Genomic DNA, 24,049 nt, shown 5'->3' with positions numbered 1-24,049 from the left:
TTCGTTGGGTGATAATACTTTTAACATGCTCGTTTCATGTGTTTATATTTATTGTTTTTTGACGGTCACATGGTGCTTCCATATAATCATTCACTTGGGTATCGAGAGTTCGTTATGGAAGTTTCATATATTGTATTAATTAACATAAATTTTACTCTGAATTAAACTCCTTTCCATAAGAAAATTATGAGTGAAATCAAAAATGAACTTTCATTTGTCCAAATTTATTCTTATTTTTAATACCTAACAAGACTAAGTAAGTAAGTTATTGATGTTTATGGGTAATCAAATAGAATTAAGACATATTCGATATTTTTTAGCTGTAGCTGAAGAATTGCACTTTAGAAAAGCTGCGGAGCGATTATACATTTCCCAACCAGGGTTGAGCAGGCAAATAAAACAAATGGAAGATGATTTGGGAATTAAATTATTTGAACGAAATAACAGAAAAGTAAACTTGACCAAGGTCGGACTGTATCTTCAAACTGAACTTTCAAGAAAATTAAAAAATTTAGATCATATTTTCAACCACGCTAAATTACTTCATGAAGGAAAGAATGGTATTTTAAATCTAGGCTATGTAGGCTCTGCCATGCATAAAATTATCCCCGATTTACTATTGAAGTTTAAGAAAGACCACCCAAATGTTCTATTCAATTTAAAAGAAATGGACAATAATAAACAAATAGAAAATTTATTTTTGCAAAATATTGATGTAAGCTTCACAAGGTTAGAAAGGGTTTCAAGAGATCTAAATATTCAGCAAGTTTTAAAAGAACCGTTTTGTTTAGTTCTTCCAAAAGATTATCCAATAGATAGTACAAATTTTAAAGACATTTCTCAATTTAAAAATGAATCTTTTATTCTGTTTGACCAAGAATTCAGTCCGTCTTATTACAAAAAGGTAATGCAAATTTTTGACGATAGTGGGTTTACCCCTCAAATTTCCCATAATACCATCCATGCAAGCACCATTTACAAATTAGTTGAAAATAAATTAGGCATTGCTATAGTTCCAAAATCTTTACAACTTAAATTTTATAAAAACGTGAAGTTTATTGAATTGGATAAAATACCTCAACGAACAATTTTATCCATTGTATGGGATGATAACAATACAAATCCCATTTTAGAAATTTTATTGAACTATTTTAAATGAAAAAGTTTAAATGGGTTCAATTTCCAATCCTTTAAAAAAAACTTTCTCTATTTGATTTATACCAAAAGAATAAGGGATGAATGCATAGGAACTAATTGGTTTTGTGAGTATTATATTGGCATATTTACCAATTGTTATTGAACCCACTTTATTTTCCAATCCCATGGCATAAGCACCGTTAATTGTCGCAGCATTTATTGCTTCCTCAGGAGTCATTTTCATTTTAATACATGCCGTAGAAACTACAAAATTCATGTTTCCTGAAGGTGCAGACCCAGGATTGAAATCGGTTGCTAAAGCTAGTGGCAAACCCATATCTATCATTTTGCGGGCAGGTGTATATGGAATACTCAAAAAATACGAACAACCTGGTAATGCTACGGGCATAGTATTGGTTCCCATTAAGGCTTCAATATCCTCATCACGCATTACTTCTAAATGATCAACAGATAGCGCATTATATGCTATTCCTATTTGAACCCCTCCAATAGCAGTAAATTGATTGACATGGATTTTAGGTCTCAAATCATAACTCTTTGCTGCTTTTAAAATTAATTCAGTGTCTGCAACATTAAAATAGCCCGTTTCGCAAAAAACATCAACATAATCAGCCAGTCTGTTCTCGGCTATCTTTGGCATTATTTCATCAATAAGCAGTTTCAAATAGCCTTGTTTATTTCCTTTGTATTGTAAAGGAACGGCGTGTGCTCCTAAAAAAGTTGCCTTTATTTCAATAGGATAAGTATCTTTTAACCGTTTAATAACATGAAGCATTTTTAACTCAGCATGTATTGTTAGCCCATATCCAGATTTAATTTCCACGGCACCTGTACCCATTTTCATGAGTTCTTCTAAACGAATTTTACTTTGCCGATAAAGTTCCGCCTCAGATGTTTCTTGAAGTTTCTTTGCAGAATTTAAAATTCCACCACCGCGATTAGCGATTTTTTCATAACTCATGCCTTTAATCCTATCTACAAACTCACCTTCACGATTACCAGCGTAAACCAAATGTGTATGTGAATCGCACCAAGATGGGAGCATGATCTTTCCGGTAGCATCAATTATTTTGAATGTTTGCAAAATTGGGCAAGAAGCCATAGTACCAAAATCATAAATTAAACCATCCTTAACTACCAAATAAGCATTCTTAATACTAGGTAGTTCATTCATTTGCTTTCCAGAAACAAAGGTAATTGGATCTTTACGTACTTGCAGTAATTCCTTAATATTTATAAAAAGTAAGTCCACTAAAAAAGAGTCTTAAGTATTTCATTTTCTACCAAATAGGGAATGGTAACTTTTAAACTTGGGGTGCGCTCCATTTCTCTTTTTATAGCAAATATGGCTTCGCTATTTCTTGCCCAGCTACGCCTAGCAATCCCATTATTTACATCATAAAACAACATGTTTTTTAAACGCTTACTAGCTTCTTTTGTTCCGTCCAATACCATTCCAAAGCCTCCGTTTATTACTTCACCCCAACCAACACCACCGCCATTATGGATGGAAACCCAAGTTGCGCCTCTAAAACTATCCCCTATTACATTGTGAATAGCCATATCTGCTGTAAATTTACTCCCATCATAAATATTTGATGTTTCTCTGTACGGTGAATCTGTACCACTTACATCATGATGATCTCTACCCAAAACAACATGTCCAATTTTTTCTTGCGAAATAGCATGGTTAAAAGCATCAGCTATTTTAGCGCGCCCTTCAGCATCAGCATATAAAATCCGTGCTTGTGAGCCTACTACCATTTTATTCTTTTTAGCATCTTTTATCCAAGTAATATTGTCTTGCATCTGTAATTTAATTTCTTCTGGAGAATTGTCCATGATTTCCTGTAATACTTCTATTGCAATCTGGTCTGTATGGTCTAAATCTTCTGGTTTTCCTGAGGCACAAACCCAACGGAAGGGCCCAAACCCATAATCAAAACACATGGGGCCCAAAATATCCTGAACATAGGATGGGTATTTAAAGTCGATATTATTATCGGCCATCACAACAGCACCTGCACGGGATGCTTCTAATAAAAAGGCGTTTCCATAATCGAAAAAATAAGTACCTCTAGCTGTATGCTTATTTATAGCATGTACGTGTCGGCGTAAGCTGCTCTGTACTTTTTCCTTAAATACATCTGGTTCTTCTCGAATTAAACGGTTGGCTTCATCAAAAGAAACATCTACAGGATAATAGCCTCCTGTCCAAGGAATATGTAAAGAGGTTTGATCAGACCCTAGATGAATAAATATATTTTCTACATAAAAGCGCTCCCAAACATCTATGATATTTCCAATAAAGGCAATGGATACAACCTCACTGTTTTCTTGAGCTTGTTTAACTCGACTTACAAGATTTTCTAAATTATCTACCAAAACATCCACCCAACCTTGTTTGTGGCGTTTAATTGCTGCTTTTGAATTTACTTCTGCACAAATAGTTATACATTTTGCTATGTTTCCTGCTTTAGGTTGTGCGCCACTCATCCCCCCTAATCCAGATGTTAAGAATATTTTTCCTAAAGGCGATTCTCCTTTAGGCAATATTTTACGAAAGGCATTCATTATTGTTATGGTTGTACCGTGTACAATACCCTGAGGGCCAATATACATAAATGAGCCCGCTGTCATTTGCCCATATTGTGTAACTCCAAGCGCATTGAATTTCTCCCAATCATCGGGTTGTGAATAATTAGGAATCATCATTCCGTTGGTTACAATTACTCTAGGAGCCTCTTTAGATGAAGGAAATAAGCCCATGGGGTGACCAGAATACAGATGTAATGTTTGTGTATTGCTCATTGTTGCTAAATATTTCATTGTAAGCAAATACTGCGCCCAGTTTTGAAACACGGCTCCGTTACCTCCATAAGTAATTAATTCTTCTGGATGTTGGGCTACTGCAGGGTCCAAGTTATTTTGGATCATGAGCATAATAGCCGCTGCTTGGGAAGACTTTGCAGGATATTCTGAAACTGCTCTTGCATATATTTTGTAGTCAGGCTTGAATCTGTACATGTAAATTCTACCATATTCTGTTAACTCTTCTGCAAACTCAACAGCCAACTCTTTATGCCATTCAGTAGGAAAATAACGCAATGCATTTCTTATTGCTAATTGTTTTTCTTCTTTTGATAAAATATCTTTTCGCTTGGGCGCTCTATTCACATCTGCAGGATATTCTCTTTTCGCAGGGAGTCCAGATGGGATTCCTTGTAATATGAGTTCTTTAAAGTTCATGTTTTTCTATTTAACTATTAAAGATTTATTTTTCACTAATTTGATCATGGCGTAGATGTCGTCTTTCAATATACGATCATCTTCTAATTTTACTACTTTTTCTCTGATGATTTTGAAATTTTCTTCAATGATATCAGAGAATTTATTTGGTCTTCTAAATTCCATTGCTTGCGCAGCATACATCAATTCAATAGCCAAAATCTTTTCAATATTCTCTAAAATTTGATTGAATTTACGCCCAGAAATACTTCCCATGGACACATGGTCCTCTTGTCCTAATGAAGTTGGAATACTATCTGCCGAAGGCGGAAAACATAATGATTTATTTTCTGCAACCAAAGCAGCGGTTGTGTATTGTGGTATCATAAACCCTGAATTTAATCCACCACCGGATGTTAATAATCTTGGTAATCCATATTTACCTTCCAACAACAAATAACACCGTCTGTCAGATATATTTCCTAACTCAGAAGCTGCAATAGAATTGTAATCCAGTGCCATCGCTAAGGGCTGTCCGTGAAAATTTCCGCCAGAAATAGCTTCTGTTTCACTTAACACAATTGGGTTGTCTGTAACCGAATTCATCTCAATTTCAGCCAATTCATTTAAATGATAGTAGGCATTTCTAGAAGCTCCGTGTACTTGCGGTATACAGCGTAAAGAATAAGGATCTTGAACGCGATCACATTCTAAATGATTTTCTACATTTTGGGAACCGTCCAATAACATACGAAGCCGTTCGGCAACTTTTAAATTGCCTTGAAATGGACGAATTTTATGTAAGGCCTCTTTAAAAGGTGAGGCACTTCCTTGAAAGCCCTCTAAACTCATTGCTCCAGCAACATCAGCTAGATCCAATAAGTATTCCATTTTTTTAAGTCCAACAATAGTATGTGCTAAAATAAATTGTGTCCCATTAATCAAACCTAAGCCTTCTTTAGCTTCCAATTTTAACGGTTTTAAATTTTTATTAGCCAATACTTCTTTCGCAGGAACAATATCATTGCCAACCCAAAACTCGCCTTCCCCTAACAATGGTAAAAAGAGATGGGACAAAGGTGCTAAATCTCCCGAAGCACCTACAGAGCCTTGTTCAGGAACAATTGGTAATAAATCCTGCTCAATAAAATATAAAATACGTTCGATCAATTCTAGGCGAACACCTGAAAACCCTTGGCATAAAGCATGCACTTTGCAAATCATCATGATTTTTGACAATTGCTTATCTATGGGATTTCCTACACCAACCGCATGAGTAATCAATAAGTTTTCTTGAAGCTTACTGGTTTCTTCTGGCGTAATTTGTACATCACATAAAGGTCCAAAACCTGTATTTATTCCATAAACAGCTATGTTTCCATTGGCCATGGTCTCCACTTTGCTTCTACAATCGTTTACCTTTTTAATAGTATCATTTGTTAAAACTCCTTTTAAATCGCCATTTGCTAAGGCTATAACTTTCTCAACCGAAAGTTGTTCCATTCCATAATTAAACATATAGTACATAAAATTTTATTCACAGCAAGGTAATCCTATTCCTCATACTTAACAATATTAAGTATGTTGGTTATTGATAACCATACATTATCAAAGAAGCCAATATAGAAACTGTGTTTCCAGTTTGTTTATCCCAACAAATACGGCTCATTAACATTTTCTTGGGGACCCAATATATTCTCATTGGACTACCTAATAAATTTGGGACTAATTCTTTTAACGCATTTTTTTGACATTGGGTATTTTGGACATACTATACGAGACTGGACAAAAAGGTGTAAGATTTGAAGTTGGAAAAATTACATTAAAAAATTTCTTGAAACCGACTATCCTCGAGGCAGAGCCATAGAGGTATTTCGCCGGTTTCATTTTGGCCTTGGGGCCAAAAACTGAAATTTTATATTTTGCCCCACCCGGAATTGCGAAAAGGCAATTCCGACCTCCCAAAAGGGGAGGTAAATTCGGAAACGTAACGAGTGCCGTCAACCAATAAACCGTAGTAAAACTTACAAAATACAAGTCTTGCTTATTATGAAATTTATACTTTCTGCTCATACCCAAAAATACAAATAGTTTTTGGAGAGTATTACGGTCAACAGTAAAAAGGTTTGTTCCTTTAATTGATTAAAATTTGATTAGTCAAGTTTTTTCAATTTGTACAAACCATAAATAATTAATTTCTATTAATTTAAGAAACTGTTTTTATAACGGTAAAAAAGCAACCGTTTTTCGAACGGTAAAAAAAAAAGAAAAACACTTTATTTTAAATTCGTTGACTAAATGTTGGCTAGATAAGAAGCAAAAAAACCGTAATATCTTTATAATTAGGATATTACGGTTTTACAAAGTACTGAGGACGGGACTTGAACCCGTACAGCCTAATGGCCATTGGATTTTAAGTCCAACGTGTCTACCAATTCCACCACCTCAGCATTGGTATGTTTTAGGAAAGTTTCAGAGCGAAAAACGGGATTCGAACCCGCGACCCTCACCTTGGCAAGGTGATGCTCTACCCCTGAGCTACTTTCGCAATTATTTATGAACGTACAATATTGCTATTGCGGATGCAAATTTAAAATTTTTATACTAAAACCAAAGACTTTTTATAAATTAAATAAAATTTATTTTATGCTCTTTTTTTCTTAACCAACATGCGCTTAATTTCGTTAAGCTTCATGAGTGCTTCTACGGGCGTAAGTGTATCAATATCAATATGTAAAATCTCTTCTTTTATATTTTCAAGCAAAGGATCATCTAAATTGAAGAAACTTAATTGCATCTCATCTTTTAGTGATTTTACATTATCAGTTAATTCCTCACTGGAATGCGACTTTTCTAATTTCTTTAAAATCTGATTCGCTCTATGCAATACTTGTTGTGGCATACCTGCCATTTTAGCCACATGAATACCAAAACTATGGGCACTTCCGCCGGCAACCAATTTTCTTAAAAAAAGTACATTATCTTTAAGTTCCTTCACAGATACATTAAAATTTTTAATACGATTAAAGGTTTCGGTCATTTCATTAAGTTCATGATAATGCGTAGCAAATAAGGTTTTTGGTTTTGCTGGATGTTCATGCAAATACTCACTAATAGCCCAAGCTATTGAAATACCATCATAGGTACTGGTACCACGACCAATTTCATCCAGCAACACCAAACTTCTATCGGAAATATTATTTAATATGGAAGCGGTTTCATTCATTTCTACCATAAAAGTAGATTCGCCCATCGAGATATTATCACTGGCTCCTACTCTAGTGAAAATTTTATCAACCAATCCAATTCTGGCTGCTTTTGCAGGCACAAAACTTCCTATTTGAGCCAACAAAACCATGAGTGCGGTTTGACGTAAAATAGCCGATTTACCAGACATATTTGGTCCAGTAATCATGATGATTTGCTGCGTTTCTCTATCTAAAAAAACATTATTGGAAATATATGGTTCCCCAATAGGCAATTGCTTTTCAATAACGGGGTGGCGACCCTCTTTAATATCCAAGTCGAATGAATCATCGATGGTTGGATATACATAGTTATTCTCGTTTGCCAACTGTGCAAACCCACACAAACAATCCAATTGTCCAATTAAATAGGCATTTTGCTGTACTGGTTTTATATATTGATTCAACCAACCTACCAATTCCGAAAACAACTGTTGTTCTATAGTTAAAATCCGATCTTCAGCCCCTAATATTTTGGCTTCATATTCCTTTAATTCCTCGGTAATATAACGTTCTGCATTTACTAAAGTTTGCTTTCTTACCCATGCTTCCGGCACTTTATCTTTATGGGTATTCCTCACTTCAATATAATAGCCAAAAACGTTGTTGGAATCAATTTTTAAAGAAGTAATGCCCGTTCGCTCGCTTTCGCGTTGCAGCATTTTGTCCAAATAATCTTTCCCGGATTTTGATAAACCCCGTAATTCATCCAATTCCGAAGAAAATCCAGTCGCAATAGATTTTCCTTTTAACACATTAACGGGTGCATCTTCGTTAAGCATTTCCTTGATTTTCTCTCGAAGCACATCGCATCCTTGTAACGTATCGCCAATAATTTTAAGCGATTCATTTTTACAATTTGAAGCCAACGATTTTATAGGAACAATAGCTTCTAAAGAGTTTTTAAGTTGAATGACCTCACGCGGATTTACTTTCCCCGTTGCCACTTTAGAAATTAGGCGTTCTAAATCACCAATATGCTTGATGTGATTTTGGATTTTTTGATGCGTCGCCGTTTCAATGGTAAAAAAATCGACTACTTCATGACGCTGTTTTATTTTATCGACGTTCTTTAACGGCAGTGCCAACCAACGTTTTAACATACGCCCGCCCATGGGCGAAATGGTTTTATCAATAATATGCAACAGCGTTACCGCATTGTTGTTGGTAGAATTGTAAAGCTCTAAATTCCTGATGGTGAACTTATCCATCCACACATAAGCGTCCTCGGCAATTCTTGAAATAGAGGCAATATGCTGTAACTTTCTATGTTGCGTTTCGCCCAAATAATGAAGAATGGAACCTGATGCAATAATGCCTTCATATAAATCTTCAATTCCAAACCCTTTAAGTGTTTTTGTGTCGAAATGTTTAATCAGGGTTTCGTAAGCATAATCGGTTTGATATACCCACTCTTCCATATAAAATGTATGAAAGTCTTTGCCGAAAGTATCATTAAAAGTGCTGCGGTTTCGTTTGGAAACAAGCACTTCACTCGGACTGAAATTTTGAAGCAACTTATCAATGTACTCCACATTTCCTTGAGACGTTAAAAACTCGCCTGTTGAAATATCCAAAAAAGACACGCCTATATATTTTTTATCGAAATGTACCGAACATAAAAAATTGTTGGATTTAGACACCAATACCTCATCATTTAACGCCACACCAGGCGTTACCAATTCGGTAACACCACGTTTTACGATGTCTTTGGTAAGCTTTGGGTCTTCCAATTGATCGCAAATAGCAACACGCTCGCCCGCTTTTACCAATTTGGGCAAATAGGTGTTTAAGGAATGGTGCGGAAACCCTGCCAACTCAATTTCACTCTCGCTACCAGCACCGCGTTTGGTTAAAATAATGCCTAAAATACCTGCCGTTTTAATAGCATCAGCACCAAAGGTTTCATAAAAATCGCCCACACGAAACAATAATAAAGCATCGGGATACTTTACCTTTATGGCATTGTACTGTTTCATTAAGGGTGTTACTTTTTTCATAGTTTTGGCCCCCTAACCCCCAAAAGGGGACTCTTACTCGGGCGTGGTAAAAGTTTTGCTGTTTTATAAAAATTAGTAAGTTTGCTAATGTAACTAATTTTCTATTTTTTTTGAACCTGAAATTTTAGAAGTTATAGATAATTATTCACAATTATATATTGAAATATTGCCATGAATACACGAATAATTTTCAACGAAATTGCCCATCGAGCTTATCATTCTTTATTATTGCCAGAATTTAAATCAATAAATACGTTTCAATAAACGTAGGTTGCATGAATAGATTTTCTTTATTATATTATCTTTGAAATAAATGAAATAACAATGCAGGGCTTAATAAATGATAGATTAGAGGATTTAAAAAAACTTTGTCGGGCTTATGATGTCAAGACTATGCACGTTTTTGGCTCTGTTTGCACAGATAAATTTAAAGATACAAGTGATATTGATATATTAATTTCATTTAAAGACATTTCAATTGAAAAATATACAGATAATTATTTTGAATTACACCATAAATTAAAAGAATTATTTAATCGCAAAATCGATTTATTGACTGAAAACTCCTTATCAAACCCCTATTTAATCGAAAGTATTGAGGAAACTAAACAATTACTTTATGCAGCGTGAAATTTTAAAATATTTGCTTGATGTGCAAGAATCAATAAATTCAATTTATGATTACTTGGGTAGTAAACAAGACTTTGGTGTTTACAAATCTAACAAACTACTAAGAAGAGGTATTGAAAGAGAATTAGAAATTATTGGAGAAGCTATTAACAGGATTTTAAAATTTGATGACACTATTGATATTTCAAACTCAAGACGTATTGTTGATTTGAGAAATTGGGTAATACATGGTTATGATAAGGTGGACAACGTGATTATCTGGGGATAATCTCGAAAGATTTGCCTAAGCTCAAAGAACAAGTTGATACATTAATAAGTAATGCTACAAAATAATTTCAAGTTGATTTTTCTATGTCCGAAAAACAATACTGACTAAACTAAACAAGCATCTAAAACTTGCGAAAACTAAAAAACAGTGAACTGGACCGATTGAGTGTCGACGATTTTAAATCGGTTACTAAAACGCCCATCATTATTGTTTTGGATAATATTAGAAGCCTGAACAATATCGGTTCGGTATTCCGCACCAGTGATGCTTTTTTAATTGAAAAAATCTATCTCTGTGGTATTACGGCAACACCACCACACAAAGACATCCATAAAACAGCATTGGGAAGTACCGAGACCGTGGATTGGGAATATGCTGAAAACACGATGGATTTAATTGAAAAACTAAAAGCTGAAAACATAAAAGTATGCTCAGTTGAACAAGCTGAAAATGCTATGATGCTCAACAACTTTACACCTAAACAACAAACAACTTACGCCCTGGTTTTTGGCAACGAAGTAAAAGGCGTTGCCCAAAATGTGGTTTCGGCAAGCGACGTGGTATTGGAAATTCCACAATATGGCACAAAGCATTCATTGAATATTTCGGTGAGTTGCGGGATCGTTGTTTGGGATGTTTTTTCTAAGCTAAATGTAAAAAGTTAAAAATACGAAGTTTTTTGTTTTGTCATTCCTGCAAAGGCAGGAATCTATTGATAATTGAAACTAAATGTGGGTTTCTATCTTTGCAGGAATGACAGTTTTATTGATTTTTACAAACAATTCAGCTTCATTTTAAACTTAAAAAAATTAACTTCGCTTATCCGTGGATAAATCATTTAAGAAACGGACCCATTTATCTAAGGTTCAATCAAAATAATTAGAAAAAAAATGAAAAAAGCTATTATTCTACTATTATTTTTGTCAGGTACTTTTACCTCTAAATCCCAAGAAAATATTTTGGTCAATACCAATTCCACTCAGATTATTTTAAAAGTTGATGCCGATAAAAATTTGACTTTTGAATATTATGGCAAAAAACTGAACAGAATTGATGATCTTTTCAATACCAATACAAATACCGGTGCCGATGCATATCCAGCATTTGGCATTCGTCCTGATAAAACAATTGCCATTAGAGCCAAACATGCCAACCTCGATTTAACCTTGGTGCTAAAATACCAATCGCATGAGGTTTATGATATGGATACGAATGTGGACTTAACCACCATCCACTTAAAAGATGAAATCTATCCATTTTATGTCGATATAAAATACAAAACATTCAAAGCTGAGGATGTTATTGAAATGTGGACCGAAATTTCACATACTGAAAAAAATAGCGTAACCCTATTTAATTATGCATCTGCTTATTTAGCATTTAAAGAACCCACTACCTATATCTCGCATTTTCATGGCAACTGGGGAACTGAATTTACCATGGAGGAGTTCCAATTGAAACGTGGTAAGTTTTCCATTGAAAGCAAAGAAGGCATTCGAAGTTCAACCAAGGATAATGCGTCGTTTTTTCTAGGCCTAGGCAGTGCACTTTCTGAAAACAAGGGCGATGTTATTGCAGGCGCTTTAGCTTGGACTGGCAACTTCGACATCTCATTTGCGCACGATGAGTTTTCAACAATAAATATAACAGCCGGTATTAATAATTATGCTTCAGAATACACCTTGGATAAAGGGAAAAAATTCATCACTCCTGCTTTAATCCTTACATATAGTAATGAAGGTAAAGGACAAGCCAGTCGCAACTTGCACCGCTATGCCCGAAAATATAAAATGGTTGGGGGCGGTGAGGAACGCAAAATCCTCCTTAACAGCTGGGAAGGTGTTTATTTTGACTTTAATGAGGATAAAATTATCGATCTCATTGACGATACTGCCAGTATTGGCGGGGAACTTTTTGTATTGGATGATGGATGGTTTGGCAACAAATACTCAAGAGACAAAGCAGATCAGGGTCTTGGCGACTGGCAGGTTTCTAAAAAGAAACTCCCAAATGGCATTGAAAAACTGATTGACGAATCGGAAAACCGTGGCATTAAATTCGGGATTTGGGTAGAGCCTGAAATGGCAAATACTTCTAGTGAACTGTATGAAAACCATCCAGATTGGGTGTTACAGAATGCTGGCAGAGAACTTGTAAAAGGCAGAGGAAAAACGCAAGTTGTTCTGGACTTATCCAACCCGAAGGTGCAAGATTTTGTTTTCAATACCGTGAACGATTTGTTAAATAAAAATCCACATATCGACTATATTAAATGGGATGCCAATGCCGCTATTTCAAATTACGGATCCACCTATCTTTCAAAAGAGAAACAATCCCATTTATATATTGATTATCATTCAGGATTGCAAAGTGTACTGAAGCGTCTGCGCGAAAAACACCCAAATATTATTATGCAAGCCTGTGCAAGTGGCGGGGGGCGCACAAATTATGGCTTCCTGCAATACTTTAGTGAATTTTGGCCTAGCGATAATACCGATGCGCTCCAACGTATTTATATACAGTGGGGAATGTCGCATGTTTTTCCCGCAATTACCATGGCTTCTCATGTAAGTGCTTCTCCCAACCATCAAACAAAAAGAGAAATCCCTATTAAATTCCGCTTTGATGTTGCGATGACCGGCCGCTTAGGCCTGGAATTACAACCCAAAAATATGACAGACGAAGAAAAGGCCTTTTCAAAAGCTGCAATTAGTGTCTATAAAGACATCAGGCCTATTATTCAGTTCGGGGATCTTTATCGCATTGTTTCCCCTTATCAAAATAAAAGATTGGCTTCACTCATTTATGTGGATGAACAAAAGAAAAACGCCGTGTTCTTTGCTTATTATCTGGAAAAACAAGTAAAGGAAACGCTTCCCTATTTTAAATTTCAAGGGCTCGACCCCACTACTAACTACACCATAAATGAAATAAACAAATATGCTGAGAGAAAAGTCTTTGGGGCAGACGACAAAACGTTCTCGGGCAGTTTCTTAATGAATACCGGAGTAAAACTCAATTTATCAAATGAATATGATAGCGTTATACTTCATTTAACCGCGAAATAGATTAACCTAAAAATAGGTGGCAAAAAAACCAAAGAAACCCTGGCCTACCAAAGATGTGATGACCCAGATTTATGAAAAGAGTCTTTGGGGTGGTGCAGCATTCGGTTTTTATTCTGGAAGCGGTTCGCATGATCCGGAAATTATAGACCCCTATTTAAAAGTGCTCATTTCCTTTTTAGAATCCCACAATAACAACTTGGTAGTCTGTGATTTAGGTTGTGGCGATTTTAATGTTGGAAAACACCTTACTGAATACGCCAAAAAATATATCGCCATAGATATTGTTGAAAATCTTATAATTAGAAACAAAAATTTATACAAAGCAGACCACTTAGAGTTTCAGTGTTTGGATATTATTGAAGATAATCTTCCGTTTGGAGACTGCATTATATTAAGACAGGTTTTACAACATTTATCTAATAAAGACATAGAAAAAGTCATAAAAAAAATAGCTGCTTATAAATATATTATTCTAACGGAACACATTCCGTTGGGCGACTTTGTTCCCAACAAAGATATTATTTCGGGGCAAGGCATTCGGCTAAAACAAAACAGTGGTGTTAACATATTGGAAGCTCCTTTTAATTTAAAGATCAAGGGCCAAAAACGACTTGCTGAGTATATTTTAGAAAATAGCAAAGGGCGTATTGTAACAACGTTGTTTGAAGTGTTTTAAGTAGTATTCTTATCAAAATCAAACCATTTAAAGCCATCTCAAAATTTATTTGTATTTTTATTTCAAGCCATTTCTATTAAAAAAACCTTTGTCCATATATAAAAATGCCATAAAATGTCGTTTAAATAACTTAAAACAATCTACTGTGGAAAATATAAATCGAATTCTAATAAAATCTTTTGTCCTTTTTATATGCGTTGCTTTAATAAGTTGCAGCAATGATGGCAACAATGAACCTCTTATACCTGAACGGGAATATTCAGAACAACTAAACGTATCCTATGGTACCAATGAACGCCACAAAATGGACGTGTATTTGCCCGAAAACCGAACGTCCCAGACCAAAGTTGTGGTTGCCATACACGGTGGAGGTTTTTTTACCGGAGTAAAAGAAGACATCAACATACCCGTAAAAAAACTGGTGGAAAATGGGTTTGCCGTTATTAATATGACCTATAGATTGGTTGATACTACGGGCCTTTTTCAAGAACCAATTATACATCAACCCAGTGACATAACAATTTTACAACAGCTTCAGGACATTCGGCTGGCCATTGATTTTGCATTGAATAAAAGCAAAAAGTGGAACGTAAGCCAAACTAAATGGGCCATGTTTGGGCATAGTGCCGGCGCTACATTAGCATTGCTATACACCCATAGCGACTTCAACAACGATGGGCAAATTAAGGCGGTGGGCAACCTAGCTGGAGCCTTGGATTTTGGCTTTACCGACGAATCGGAATTTGATCTGTTAGATCCTAAAGTTGTAGAACTTCTCTATCGGACAATAGGTGCAGAACCCATTAATGAAAATAAACTGGCATATATGGCAAAAAGCCCATATTGGGTTACTTTCAACAATGAGAATCCGAAACCTACCATAAACATACTGCCTGAAAACAACAACACTGGTGGCGGAAACGTTGATAGCGAAGAAAAATACATCGCTTATAGAGATTTGCTAAATAACAAACAAGTAGCAAACCAATATGTGGTGGTTATGGGGTCTGACCACGGTTTTAGCCAACCCGGTAAATGGGAAGAAGCCGCTAAAAACCTTTCCAGTTTCTTTAAAAATCAGATGTGAAAATTCTAAAAATTCGATTTCTCTCAAATATTTATTGCGGTTTATAGGAATAAAAAACTTTTTTGACAAGGACAAAAACGTGTTGTATTGAAAGTTTTTTTATACAATTTAGTTTGATTCCTAATTTAAAATATATAACTTTGTTTATATGTGCTGAATTTGTTTCAGTATCAAACATTATAGTTCATTAAAACACAACCATATCTTAAAAGTCGGAAACAATACGACAAAAATTTGTATGAATCATATTTTGTACATATATTTGTACTTTATTAAATACAATATTATGCAAATAACAACTGTTTCTGATTTTAGGAAAGACATTAAGACTTACTTGGACAGAGTTGTAAAAAACTTTGAGACTTTGATTATAAATCGAGGAAAAGATTCCGGAATTGTAGTTATGTCTTTGCAAGAGTATAATTCATTAATGGCTACAAATCACGAATTATCCTCACGAAAAAACGAATTAAGATTAGATTCGGCGATTGACAAACTAAAGAATGGAGTAACTTTCAATAAAGACTTAATCGAAAATTGAATGAAATATGTATTCGTTGACGAGTCTTGGGAAGATTATTTGTATTGGCAAAAAACGGACAAGAAAAAACTCAAGAAAATAAATGAACTTCTGAAAGACATTGCTCGAAACCCTTTTGATGGAATTGGAAAACCAGAACCTTTAAAACACAAATACGCTGGATTTTGGTCAAGGCGAATTGATAGTGAACATAGACTGATTTACCAATATAAAGAAGGTGAGATACTAATTGCAAAATGCAGATTTCATTATAACTGAAAAAAGCACTGTTACCAAACGAGACGATAAGCGCAACCCAAAACTCACTCCCCACAAACCTCCCTCAAAACCCACAAATAATCACTTCTATCCTCCATAAAATCCTTATTGGAAATATCAATGATTTTTACGTTAAAGTCGGTTTGGGTTTTAACTGTAATGTATCAATTGCATTTATTACTTAATTCCACTATATTTGTTTGATAGATAATTCTAAAGATAAAAATTATGACTTTAGTAATAGACAAATCAAATTCCAAAAATATCGCAAAACTTTTAACGGAAAAACTTAAAAAAAAACCTAAAAAGGGAAATTTAGCTAAACATCATGGGAAACTAAAAAGAAATTTAGATGGTTTAAAATATCAAATTGAAATTCGATTAAATGAAGATTGATTTTATTGCAGACACTAATTTTTTAGTTTATGTACTTGAAGGAAACCCCATTGTTGCCCCTTTTTTGGATTATAATTTTGGAATATCATTCATATCCGAAGTAGAGCTACTTGGTTTTAAAGGAATTTCAAGGACAGAAGAAGCTAAATTAAAAGAATTAATAAAAGATTGTTTTAATATTGAATGGAACACAAAAATTAAGGAACAAACTATTGAGTTGAGAAAAAAATATAATGTAAAATTACCCGACGCTATAATTGCTGCTACTTCATTAGTTTATGGAATTCCACTTGTAACCGCCGATAAAGGATATTCGAAAATTGATGAAATAGATTTAATATTGATTGCCTTTTAAATTTTATGCTTCCGCTACCGTTATGCTTGTCTTAGTCGCGGTATCATTTTCAAAAACTCACTTCCTCCCACAAACTTCTTCCAAAACCCATAAATAGTCACTTCTATCATCCATAAAATCCTTATTGGAAATATCAATGATTTTTACATTAAAATCCGTTTGGGTTTTTAAAAACTCTAAATAACCGGAGTTTATTTTTTCAAGATAGTCGTTGTCGATATTCTGTTCGTAATCACGGCCACGTTTTTTAATATTTTCTTGCAAACGTGCGGTGTTTTGATATAGATAAATGTACAGATCGGGCTTTCGTAAATCTTTATACATTAAATAAAAGAGTTTTCTATAGAGTTTAAACTCGTCTTCCTGTAAGGTAATTTTCGAGAATATGAGCGATTTAAACACATCATAATCGCTCACCATAAAATCCTTAAACAAATCAAGCTGCGATAAATCGTCAGAAATTTGCTGGTACCTATCGGCAAGAAAAGACATTTCCAACGGAAAGGCATATCGCGCTGCATCGTTATAAAACTTGGGTAAAAACGGATTGTCTGCAAACCGTTCCAGTATAAGTTTCGCATTAAAATCGTGGGCAATTTTAGTGGCTAAACTGGTTTTTCCAGCGCCAATATTGCCTTCAATGGCAATAAAATTATATTTAGAAAAATCATAGCCTTTACTTGGGTTTTTCAACCAGATATTTATGGGTTCTAAAACGCTGTCATCAACACATCCTTCTAATAAAAAAGCGACTTCTTTATGTAGTTTTGGGTGTTTTATTTTCGGAGCGATATCGTTTAAAGGCAATAACACAAATCTACGGTTTTGCATTTCTGGATGTGGCACTTGCAAGGTTTCGGTATTGACCACACCATCTTCAAGCAAAATAATATCCAAATCGATGGTGCGCGCTTCATAAGTGTCTCTTTTGGTGCGAACGCGCCCTAAATCCGTTTCAATGGCCAATAATTCCTGTAATACGTTTTCGGGTTCCAAATGACTTTCCAAAACCAAACAGGCATTTAAAAAATCGTCGCTTATAAAACCAAAAGCTGGTGATTTATACACTTTGGAAATGCGTGTGATAGTCCCAATTCTAACATGGATGAAATCAATGGCATCTTGAAGGTTTTTGAACTTGTCCCCTTTGTTGCTCCCTAATGCTATGTAATACGTTTGTGCAGTAACCATAAGTAACGGCAAAATAAGTAAAACAAATTTTATTCCTTTATATTTACAGAAAAGATTTGTTCACAAATAATTCTCGATACCATGCTCCTAATGTCGCATCACTCGAAATGACCAAAAACCGCAAATGACCTTACAAGACAAACTTGCTGCACAACGCATTTACATGGTTCTTGGCGCTTTGTTTATAACTTCGCTGGTAGTCTCCAATTTAATTTTTCAGAAGTTTTTTTATTGGTATCCATTTCATCTTGAAATTTTTGGGGCCAAACTTTTTGAGCTTTCCGTTGGCATTTTACCGTACCCCGTTACCTTTTTAATAACCGATTTAATAAGCGAGATTTATGGTAAAAAACGTGCGAACGATATTGTGGTGGTTGGTATTTTTGCCTCACTGTTTTCACTTTTAATAGTATTTGTATCCAACTTTGTTCCTGCCACCAGTTGGTCTCCAGTAAATGACGGTTTGTTTTCAACCGTGTTTGGAAATACCGTATTAGCGGTTTTTGCGAGTATGATGGCTTATTTGTTCGCACAGTTTGTCGATATTCAAATTTACCATTTCTGGAAACGAGCCACCAAAGGCAAACACCTGTGGCTGCGCAATAATTTCTCTACGTTTTCATCACAATTTGTAGATACTTTAACCATTTTATTGTTATTGTGCTGGTTTGGCATTATTGAATGGAGCAAATTTAAAGGCTTGCTCGTTGCAGGTTTCATCTTTAAAGCCCTCATTGCTTTATTAGATACGCCATTTTTATATTTAGGCGTCTATTTGTTTAAAAAACGCTTCAAACTAAAAGCAAATGAAGAAATTGAGCTTATTTAAAGCTATAAATCTTTACTAAATTTTGGCTTTGCGCCAACCTTTTCGTTATTTTTGTTCCAATCTACTATAACCCCATCTATGAAAAAAGCACTTAAAATTACCGGAATTTCCCTCCTTATTATTGTAGCACTTTTAGTTGCTGCTCCTTTTATATTCCAATCGCAAATTAAGGACATTGTAAAACGCTTCATCAACGAAAACCTAAATGCCCAAGTGGATTTTAGCGAGGTGGATTTAAGTTTTATAAAAAGTTTTCCACAAGCGCAGGTTAGTGTAAGCGATTTGGCGATTACCAATTTTGAGCCTTTTAAAAACGATACTTTGGTGAGTGCTAAAAGCATTGCCTTTACCATGTCTATCAAAGAGTTGTTCAAAAAAGCGGACGACCCCATTGTGGTCAATTCCATTTATGCCGATCAAGTATTGCTGAATTTAAAAACCAATGTGTCCGGTGCTACCAATTATGATATTACCAAAGAAAAAGATAACGCTCCTACTGAATCTGGCAGTTTCGCTTTCGACATTAAAGAGTATCAAATAAAAAACAGTACCATCAATTATTTAAGTGACGAATCTAAATTGTATTTTAAAATTTCCGAATTCAACCATGAAGGCAAAGGAACATTTTCAGCTGAAAAATCGGAACTGGACACCAAAACCAATGCCAAGGTAAGTTTCACCATGGATAGCACCAACTATTTAAACAACAACCCCATAAAACTGGATGCTTTAATTGGCTTGGATCTAGAAAACAGTAAATATACTTTTAAGGAAAATAAAGGATTCATCAATCAATTGCCTATAAAATTTGATGGCTTTGTGCAAATGCTCGAAGCTGGCCAAGAAGTGGATATTACGTTTGAAAACCCCGAATCTTCCTTTAAAAACTTTTTAGCGGTGATACCCGAAACCTATTCCAAAAACATAGAAAACGTTGAAACTACGGGCGATTTTAAAGTGAAAGGGGTTATAAAAGGCATGGTTACCGACGAAACCATTCCAACATTGGACATCAGCATAAAATCTAACAACGCCTCGTTTAAATACCCTTCCTTACCAAAAAGTGTTCAAAACATCGTTATTGATACCGAAATTAAAAATACGACCGGTAAAACCGAAGACACGTATGTGGACATAAAAACATTGGATTTTAAGATTGACCAAGATGTTTTTAAATCGTCTGCAACCCTAAAAAACATCACGGGCAATATGTTGGTAAACGCTGATATTGATGGGGTTATCAATTTAGGGAACATTGCCAAAGTATATCCCGTCGATCTAAAAACACAACTCAGTGGTATTTTAAAAGCCAAAGTAAATACAGCTTTTGATATGGATGCCATTGAAAAAAATGCCTACGAGCGCATCAAAAATAGCGGAAGCATGAGTTTAAGCAATTTTAAATATACTTCGGAAGGTTTTAAAAATCCATTTCAAATCTCGGATGCTGCCATTACATTCAACCCGGAAACCGTTTCGTTGAACAGCTTTAACGCCCAAACCGGTAAAACCGATTTAAATGCTACAGGAACTATTAAAAACCTGTTGGGTTTTATGTTTAGCAACAAAACTTTGCAGGGTAACTTTAATTTGAACTCGGATACTTTTGCGGTTAATGACTTTATGAGTGATGAAGCACCAGCTACTACCGAAAACAAAGCAGGAGCTAAAAAACCAGCGGCCAAAAAGGAATCCTTAAAAATTCCTGCGTTTTTGGATTGCACCATAAACGCACAGGCCAACACCGTTATTTACGATAATTTACAGCTTAAAAATGCCAAAGGCACATTAATTATTAAAGATGAACAGGTACAGTTGCAAAATTTTACCACCAATTTATTTGATGGTATGTTGGCGGTTTCGGGGCTGGTTTCAACCAAAAGCGATACGCCCACTTTTAATATGGATTTGAATATCAATGGTTTTGATATTGCTAAATCGTTTCAGGGCATGGAGCTGTTCCAAAATTTAGCACCCTTAATGAAGGTTATAGAAGGAAAACTAAACACCACACTAAATTTAAAAGGTAATTTAACTGATGATTTTACGCCCAATTTAAGCAGCTTGTCGGGTGGTGCTTTAGCCGAAGTTCTATCGTCCACCATCAATCCATCAAATGCCGAGGTATTGAACAAATTAGGTAATTCCTTAAGTTTTATAGACTTCAAAAAAATCAATTTAAACGATTTAAAAACAAAATTGGAATTCAATAACGGGAAAGTAAGCGTTAAACCGTTCCGCATCAAATATCAAGATATCGATATTGAAGTGGCCGGTTCGCATGGTTTTGACAAAACCATGGCTTATAGTGCCGTGTTCAATATCCCCGCAAAATATTTAGGTAACGAAGTAAACAACCTGATTGCTAAAATTGATGATGCTTCAACAAAAAATATCACCATTCCCATTACGGCAACTATTGGCGGTACATTTACCAGTCCGAACGTGAAAACCGATTTAACAAGCGGTGTTTCCAACCTAACCAAACAATTGGTTGAAATACAAAAACAAAAATTGCTTAACCAAGGAAAAGAGAAAGTAAGCGGGATGCTTGGTGATTTAATATCTGGCAATAAAGCTAAAAAAGACTCTACCTCAACGGCACAAAAAAATACTGTAAAAGATGTACTTGGTGGTATTGTTGAAGGCACTAAACCAACCACTACAACCGATTCTACTAAAACCAAAACAAATACCCCGGCTAAAGAGGCCGTTAAAAATGTACTAGGTGGCATATTAAGTGGTAAGAAAAAAGCAAAAGACACAGTTAAATAGACTACAAAACTCCTTTTTTGCGTGTTTTTGCAAGAAACTAGTATATTTATTAGGTTTTCTCGATAAAAATGTTAAGTTGTAGGTTATAGAATCTATAACTTAAAAATAATATATGAGGCAATTAAAGATTACGAAACAAGTTACCAACAGAGAATCCAAGTCACTTGACAAATATCTTCAAGACATTAGTAAAATAGGATTGATTACAGCCGATGAGGAGGTAGAATTAGCACAACGCATCAGGCAGGGAGATCAAGAAGCTCTAGATAAACTCACCACCGCTAACTTACGTTTTGTAGTTTCAGTTTCAAAACAATATCAAAACCAAGGCTTAACATTGCCCGATTTAATAAACGAAGGCAATGCTGGTTTAGTAAAAGCAGCTAAACGTTTTGATGAAACCAGAGGTTTTAAATTTATATCGTATGCTGTTTGGTGGATTCGTCAAGCCATTCTTCAAGCTTTGGCGGAACAATCCCGAATAGTTAGATTACCTTTGAACAAAATAGGCTCCATCAATAAAATAAACAAAGCCTATTCGTTTTTGGAACAAGCGCATGAAAGACCACCAAGTGCCGAAGAAATTGCCAATAATTTAGATCTGACAATCAGCGACGTGAAGCAGTCCATGAAAATTTCTGGAAGACACGTTTCTATGGATGCTCCTTTAAAGGAAGGCGAAACCTCAACACTTTATGATGTGGTGAATGCCAGTGAATCTCCGCGTCCGGATGTTAATTTGATGAAGGATTCGTTAAATATTGAAATCAACCGCGCACTAAATTTGTTATCGGACAAAGAAGCAGAGGTTATTCGGAATTATTATGGCATCAGTAACTCACAACCCATGAGCCTTGAAGAAATAGGCGAAGCCTTTGGATTGACCCGCGAGCGTGTGAGACAAATAAAAGAAAAAGGTATTCGTAGATTGCGCCATACTTCAAAAAGCAAAGTGTTAAAAACGTATTTAGGATAATCCTAAAACAAACAATTAAAACCCATACATGTTAAAAATCATCATTAAAGAAGGCGAAAATATAGAACGCGCCTTAAAGCGCTATAAACGGAAACACCGTAATATTAAAGTGATGCAAAATTTAAGAGAAGCCCAGTTTTTCACAAAACCATCTGTAAAGAGACGTCGTGAAATCCAAAAAGCCTCTTATATCCAAAATTTAAGAGATCAAGAAGATATATAGACGTTACACGTTACAAATAAAAGATTCCCATTAACTTCAAAAGTGTTGATGGGATTTTTTTTGGGCGTTACCGCAAGGGTCGCGCTTTCAGCTATATCTTTTTTTCGTACCTCAAAAAAGGATGCCGCCTCAATCGCTAACGCACATTCTAACATTCAATAACCCTCACGTTATAACTTAGTGCATAATTTTTCTATTTCCAATGGGATAATCTTCGTAATTGAGTGAATTGATAAAATCGAAATTTCATTTTATATTTGTGTAAACCTACCGCATAGCGGTTATAGTATTGTAATCATAGGATATTTACCAACAAACGATTCCCGTAGGGGATACACAAAATAAAACCTCTCCAGATGAAACCAGGAACCTTTACTCAAATGTATGTACAATTTGTATTTGCAGTCAAAAACCGCGAAGCCCTATTGCACAAAAATATCCAAAGCAGGGTATTTGAGTATATGAGTGGTATTATTACAGAAATGAAGCACAAATCAATCGTGGTTAATGGTGTGGCAGACCATGCCCACATTCTTATAGGGCTACATCCGTCAACATCCGTATCAGATACTGTATATGCCATTAAAAGGAGTTCTTCCCTGTTCATCAACAAGGAAAAATTATGTCCCGGAAAATTTGCATGGCAAGAAGGTTATGGTAGCTTTACCTACGGACGTTCTCAATTAGATACCGTTTACAATTATATAATCAATCAAGAAAAACACCATAAAAAAATGTCATTTAGGGAAGAATACATCCAATTTCTTAAAAATTTTGAATTGGAATATGATGAAAGGTTTCTTTTCGATTTTATGGATGGTGTGTAACTCCTACGGAGTATTGTGCATGTATATTATTGTTTCTACAATACTTTATGCCCTACGGGCAAAATTTTCCTCAAAAAATATAAGGGTACAGTTTAACTGATGGCATTCAGTTACCCAAATTAGTTGTGTTTCAAGTTTATATTGAGCTAAGAAGAAAGTCTTTAAATACAGAGCAATCAAGATTTCCAATTTATTATAATAGAAACCCATAAGTAATCGCTAACGTGATTTTCTTATATTACCTTAAATCCGCAAGCGAATGTTGAAAAGAAAGTTGAAAAGTCAGTAAAACCAGTGCTTTAAAGACTTTTCACTTTC

The 24,049-nt window shown here is 35.1% G+C and carries 21 protein-coding genes and 2 tRNA genes; 16 read left to right on the top strand and 7 right to left on the bottom strand.

The window, feature by feature from the left end:
* The first annotated feature begins 277 nt into the window (after positions 1–277).
* A complete protein-coding gene (locus tag ACU1LP_RS04460) occupies positions 278–1,159 on the top strand; it encodes a LysR family transcriptional regulator (protein WP_445734116.1) in 882 nt (293 codons plus the stop codon).
* A 6-nt stretch (positions 1,160–1,165) separates the two neighbouring features.
* Here ACU1LP_RS04460 and hutI read toward each other — a convergent pair whose 3' ends face one another.
* From hutI to mutS, 6 genes are all read right to left on the bottom strand, one after another.
* A complete protein-coding gene (gene hutI, locus ACU1LP_RS04455) occupies positions 1,166–2,410 on the bottom strand; it encodes an imidazolonepropionase (RefSeq protein WP_445734115.1) in 1,245 nt (414 codons plus the stop codon).
* A complete protein-coding gene (locus ACU1LP_RS04450; RefSeq protein ID WP_445734114.1) occupies positions 2,410–4,407 on the bottom strand; it encodes a urocanate hydratase in 1,998 nt (665 codons plus the stop codon). The genes hutI and ACU1LP_RS04450 overlap by 1 nt, the downstream gene beginning before the upstream one ends.
* Positions 4,408–4,413: 6 nt before the next feature.
* Complete coding sequence (gene hutH / locus ACU1LP_RS04445; protein WP_445734113.1) at positions 4,414–5,904, bottom strand: histidine ammonia-lyase; 1,491 nt, start codon at positions 5,902–5,904, stop codon at positions 4,414–4,416.
* Positions 5,905–6,752: 848 nt separating this feature from the next.
* Positions 6,753–6,836, bottom strand: a tRNA-Leu gene (locus ACU1LP_RS04440).
* Positions 6,837–6,862: 26 nt separating this feature from the next.
* Positions 6,863–6,934 (bottom strand) — tRNA-Gly (locus ACU1LP_RS04435).
* Positions 6,935–7,030: 96 nt separating this feature from the next.
* A complete protein-coding gene (mutS, locus tag ACU1LP_RS04430; RefSeq protein WP_445735675.1) occupies positions 7,031–9,631 on the bottom strand; it encodes a DNA mismatch repair protein MutS in 2,601 nt (866 codons plus the stop codon).
* Positions 9,632–9,955: 324 nt separating this feature from the next.
* On the opposite strand from mutS, the gene ACU1LP_RS04425 reads away from it, so the two are divergent.
* The 10 genes from ACU1LP_RS04425 to ACU1LP_RS04380 all read left to right on the top strand — a co-directional run bounded on the left by ACU1LP_RS04425 (position 9,956) and on the right by ACU1LP_RS04380 (position 16,910).
* On the top strand, positions 9,956–10,261 hold the full coding sequence (locus tag ACU1LP_RS04425; protein ID WP_445735674.1) for a nucleotidyltransferase family protein: 306 nt from the start codon (positions 9,956–9,958) through the stop codon (positions 10,259–10,261).
* Positions 10,251–10,529, top strand: coding sequence for a HepT-like ribonuclease domain-containing protein (locus ACU1LP_RS04420; RefSeq protein WP_445731629.1), 279 nt, complete (start codon positions 10,251–10,253; stop codon positions 10,527–10,529). Before ACU1LP_RS04425 ends, ACU1LP_RS04420 begins: the two co-directional genes overlap by 11 nt.
* A gap of 128 nt (positions 10,530–10,657) precedes the next feature.
* Positions 10,658–11,194 carry an RNA methyltransferase gene (locus ACU1LP_RS04415; RefSeq protein WP_445731628.1) on the top strand — a complete coding sequence of 179 codons (537 nt, stop codon included), beginning with the start codon at positions 10,658–10,660 and terminating at the stop codon, positions 11,192–11,194.
* 225 nt (positions 11,195–11,419) lie between these two features.
* Positions 11,420–13,597 carry an alpha-galactosidase gene (locus tag ACU1LP_RS04410; RefSeq protein WP_445735673.1) on the top strand — a complete coding sequence of 726 codons (2,178 nt, stop codon included), beginning with the start codon at positions 11,420–11,422 and terminating at the stop codon, positions 13,595–13,597.
* Positions 13,598–13,613: 16 nt separating this feature from the next.
* Positions 13,614–14,273 carry a class I SAM-dependent methyltransferase gene (locus ACU1LP_RS04405; RefSeq protein ID WP_445735672.1) on the top strand — a complete coding sequence of 220 codons (660 nt, stop codon included), beginning with the start codon at positions 13,614–13,616 and terminating at the stop codon, positions 14,271–14,273.
* A 145-nt stretch (positions 14,274–14,418) separates the two neighbouring features.
* Positions 14,419–15,360, top strand: a complete 942-nt coding sequence (locus ACU1LP_RS04400; RefSeq protein ID WP_445735671.1) for a carboxylesterase family protein — start codon at positions 14,419–14,421, stop codon at positions 15,358–15,360.
* Between the two features lie 286 nt (positions 15,361–15,646).
* Positions 15,647–15,901 (top strand): type II toxin-antitoxin system Phd/YefM family antitoxin, encoded by a 255-nt coding sequence (locus tag ACU1LP_RS04395; protein WP_445731624.1) that lies wholly within the window; start codon positions 15,647–15,649, stop codon positions 15,899–15,901.
* Positions 15,902–16,159, top strand: a complete 258-nt coding sequence (locus ACU1LP_RS04390) for a Txe/YoeB family addiction module toxin (protein ID WP_445731623.1) — start codon at positions 15,902–15,904, stop codon at positions 16,157–16,159.
* 228 nt (positions 16,160–16,387) lie between these two features.
* Positions 16,388–16,555 (top strand): hypothetical protein, encoded by a 168-nt coding sequence (locus ACU1LP_RS04385; RefSeq protein ID WP_445735670.1) that lies wholly within the window; start codon positions 16,388–16,390, stop codon positions 16,553–16,555.
* The gene (locus tag ACU1LP_RS04380) at positions 16,545–16,910 is read left to right on the top strand and encodes a type II toxin-antitoxin system VapC family toxin (RefSeq protein ID WP_445731622.1); all 366 of its coding nucleotides are present in this window, start codon (positions 16,545–16,547) and stop codon (positions 16,908–16,910) included. Before ACU1LP_RS04385 ends, ACU1LP_RS04380 begins: the two co-directional genes overlap by 11 nt.
* Positions 16,911–16,967: 57 nt before the next feature.
* On the opposite strand, the gene folK is transcribed toward ACU1LP_RS04380, so the two are convergent.
* Positions 16,968–18,101, bottom strand: coding sequence for a 2-amino-4-hydroxy-6-hydroxymethyldihydropteridine diphosphokinase (gene folK, locus ACU1LP_RS04375; RefSeq protein ID WP_445735714.1), 1,134 nt, complete (start codon positions 18,099–18,101; stop codon positions 16,968–16,970).
* A gap of 124 nt (positions 18,102–18,225) precedes the next feature.
* Here folK and ACU1LP_RS04370 point away from each other — a divergent pair, with 124 nt between their 5' ends.
* The 5 genes from ACU1LP_RS04370 to tnpA all read left to right on the top strand — a co-directional run bounded on the left by ACU1LP_RS04370 (position 18,226) and on the right by tnpA (position 23,731).
* A complete protein-coding gene (locus ACU1LP_RS04370; protein WP_445731621.1) occupies positions 18,226–18,930 on the top strand; it encodes a queuosine precursor transporter in 705 nt (234 codons plus the stop codon).
* A 78-nt stretch (positions 18,931–19,008) separates the two neighbouring features.
* Entirely contained in the window at positions 19,009–21,705 is a 2,697-nt protein-coding gene (locus ACU1LP_RS04365; protein ID WP_445735669.1) for an AsmA family protein, read from the top strand.
* Between the two features lie 112 nt (positions 21,706–21,817).
* Entirely contained in the window at positions 21,818–22,681 is an 864-nt protein-coding gene (locus ACU1LP_RS04360) for a sigma-70 family RNA polymerase sigma factor (protein WP_445731332.1), read from the top strand.
* A 28-nt stretch (positions 22,682–22,709) separates the two neighbouring features.
* Entirely contained in the window at positions 22,710–22,904 is a 195-nt protein-coding gene (gene rpsU, locus ACU1LP_RS04355) for a 30S ribosomal protein S21 (RefSeq protein ID WP_445731331.1), read from the top strand.
* A 356-nt stretch (positions 22,905–23,260) separates the two neighbouring features.
* A complete protein-coding gene (tnpA, locus tag ACU1LP_RS04350; protein ID WP_445731330.1) occupies positions 23,261–23,731 on the top strand; it encodes an IS200/IS605 family transposase in 471 nt (156 codons plus the stop codon).
* Positions 23,732–24,049: the final 318 nt, after the last annotated feature.

The sequence above is a fragment of the Mariniflexile sp. genome, assembly GCF_052728615.1.
The sequence above is the reverse complement of the archived record's forward strand: the minus strand, read 5'-3'. Positions and strand labels throughout refer to the sequence as shown.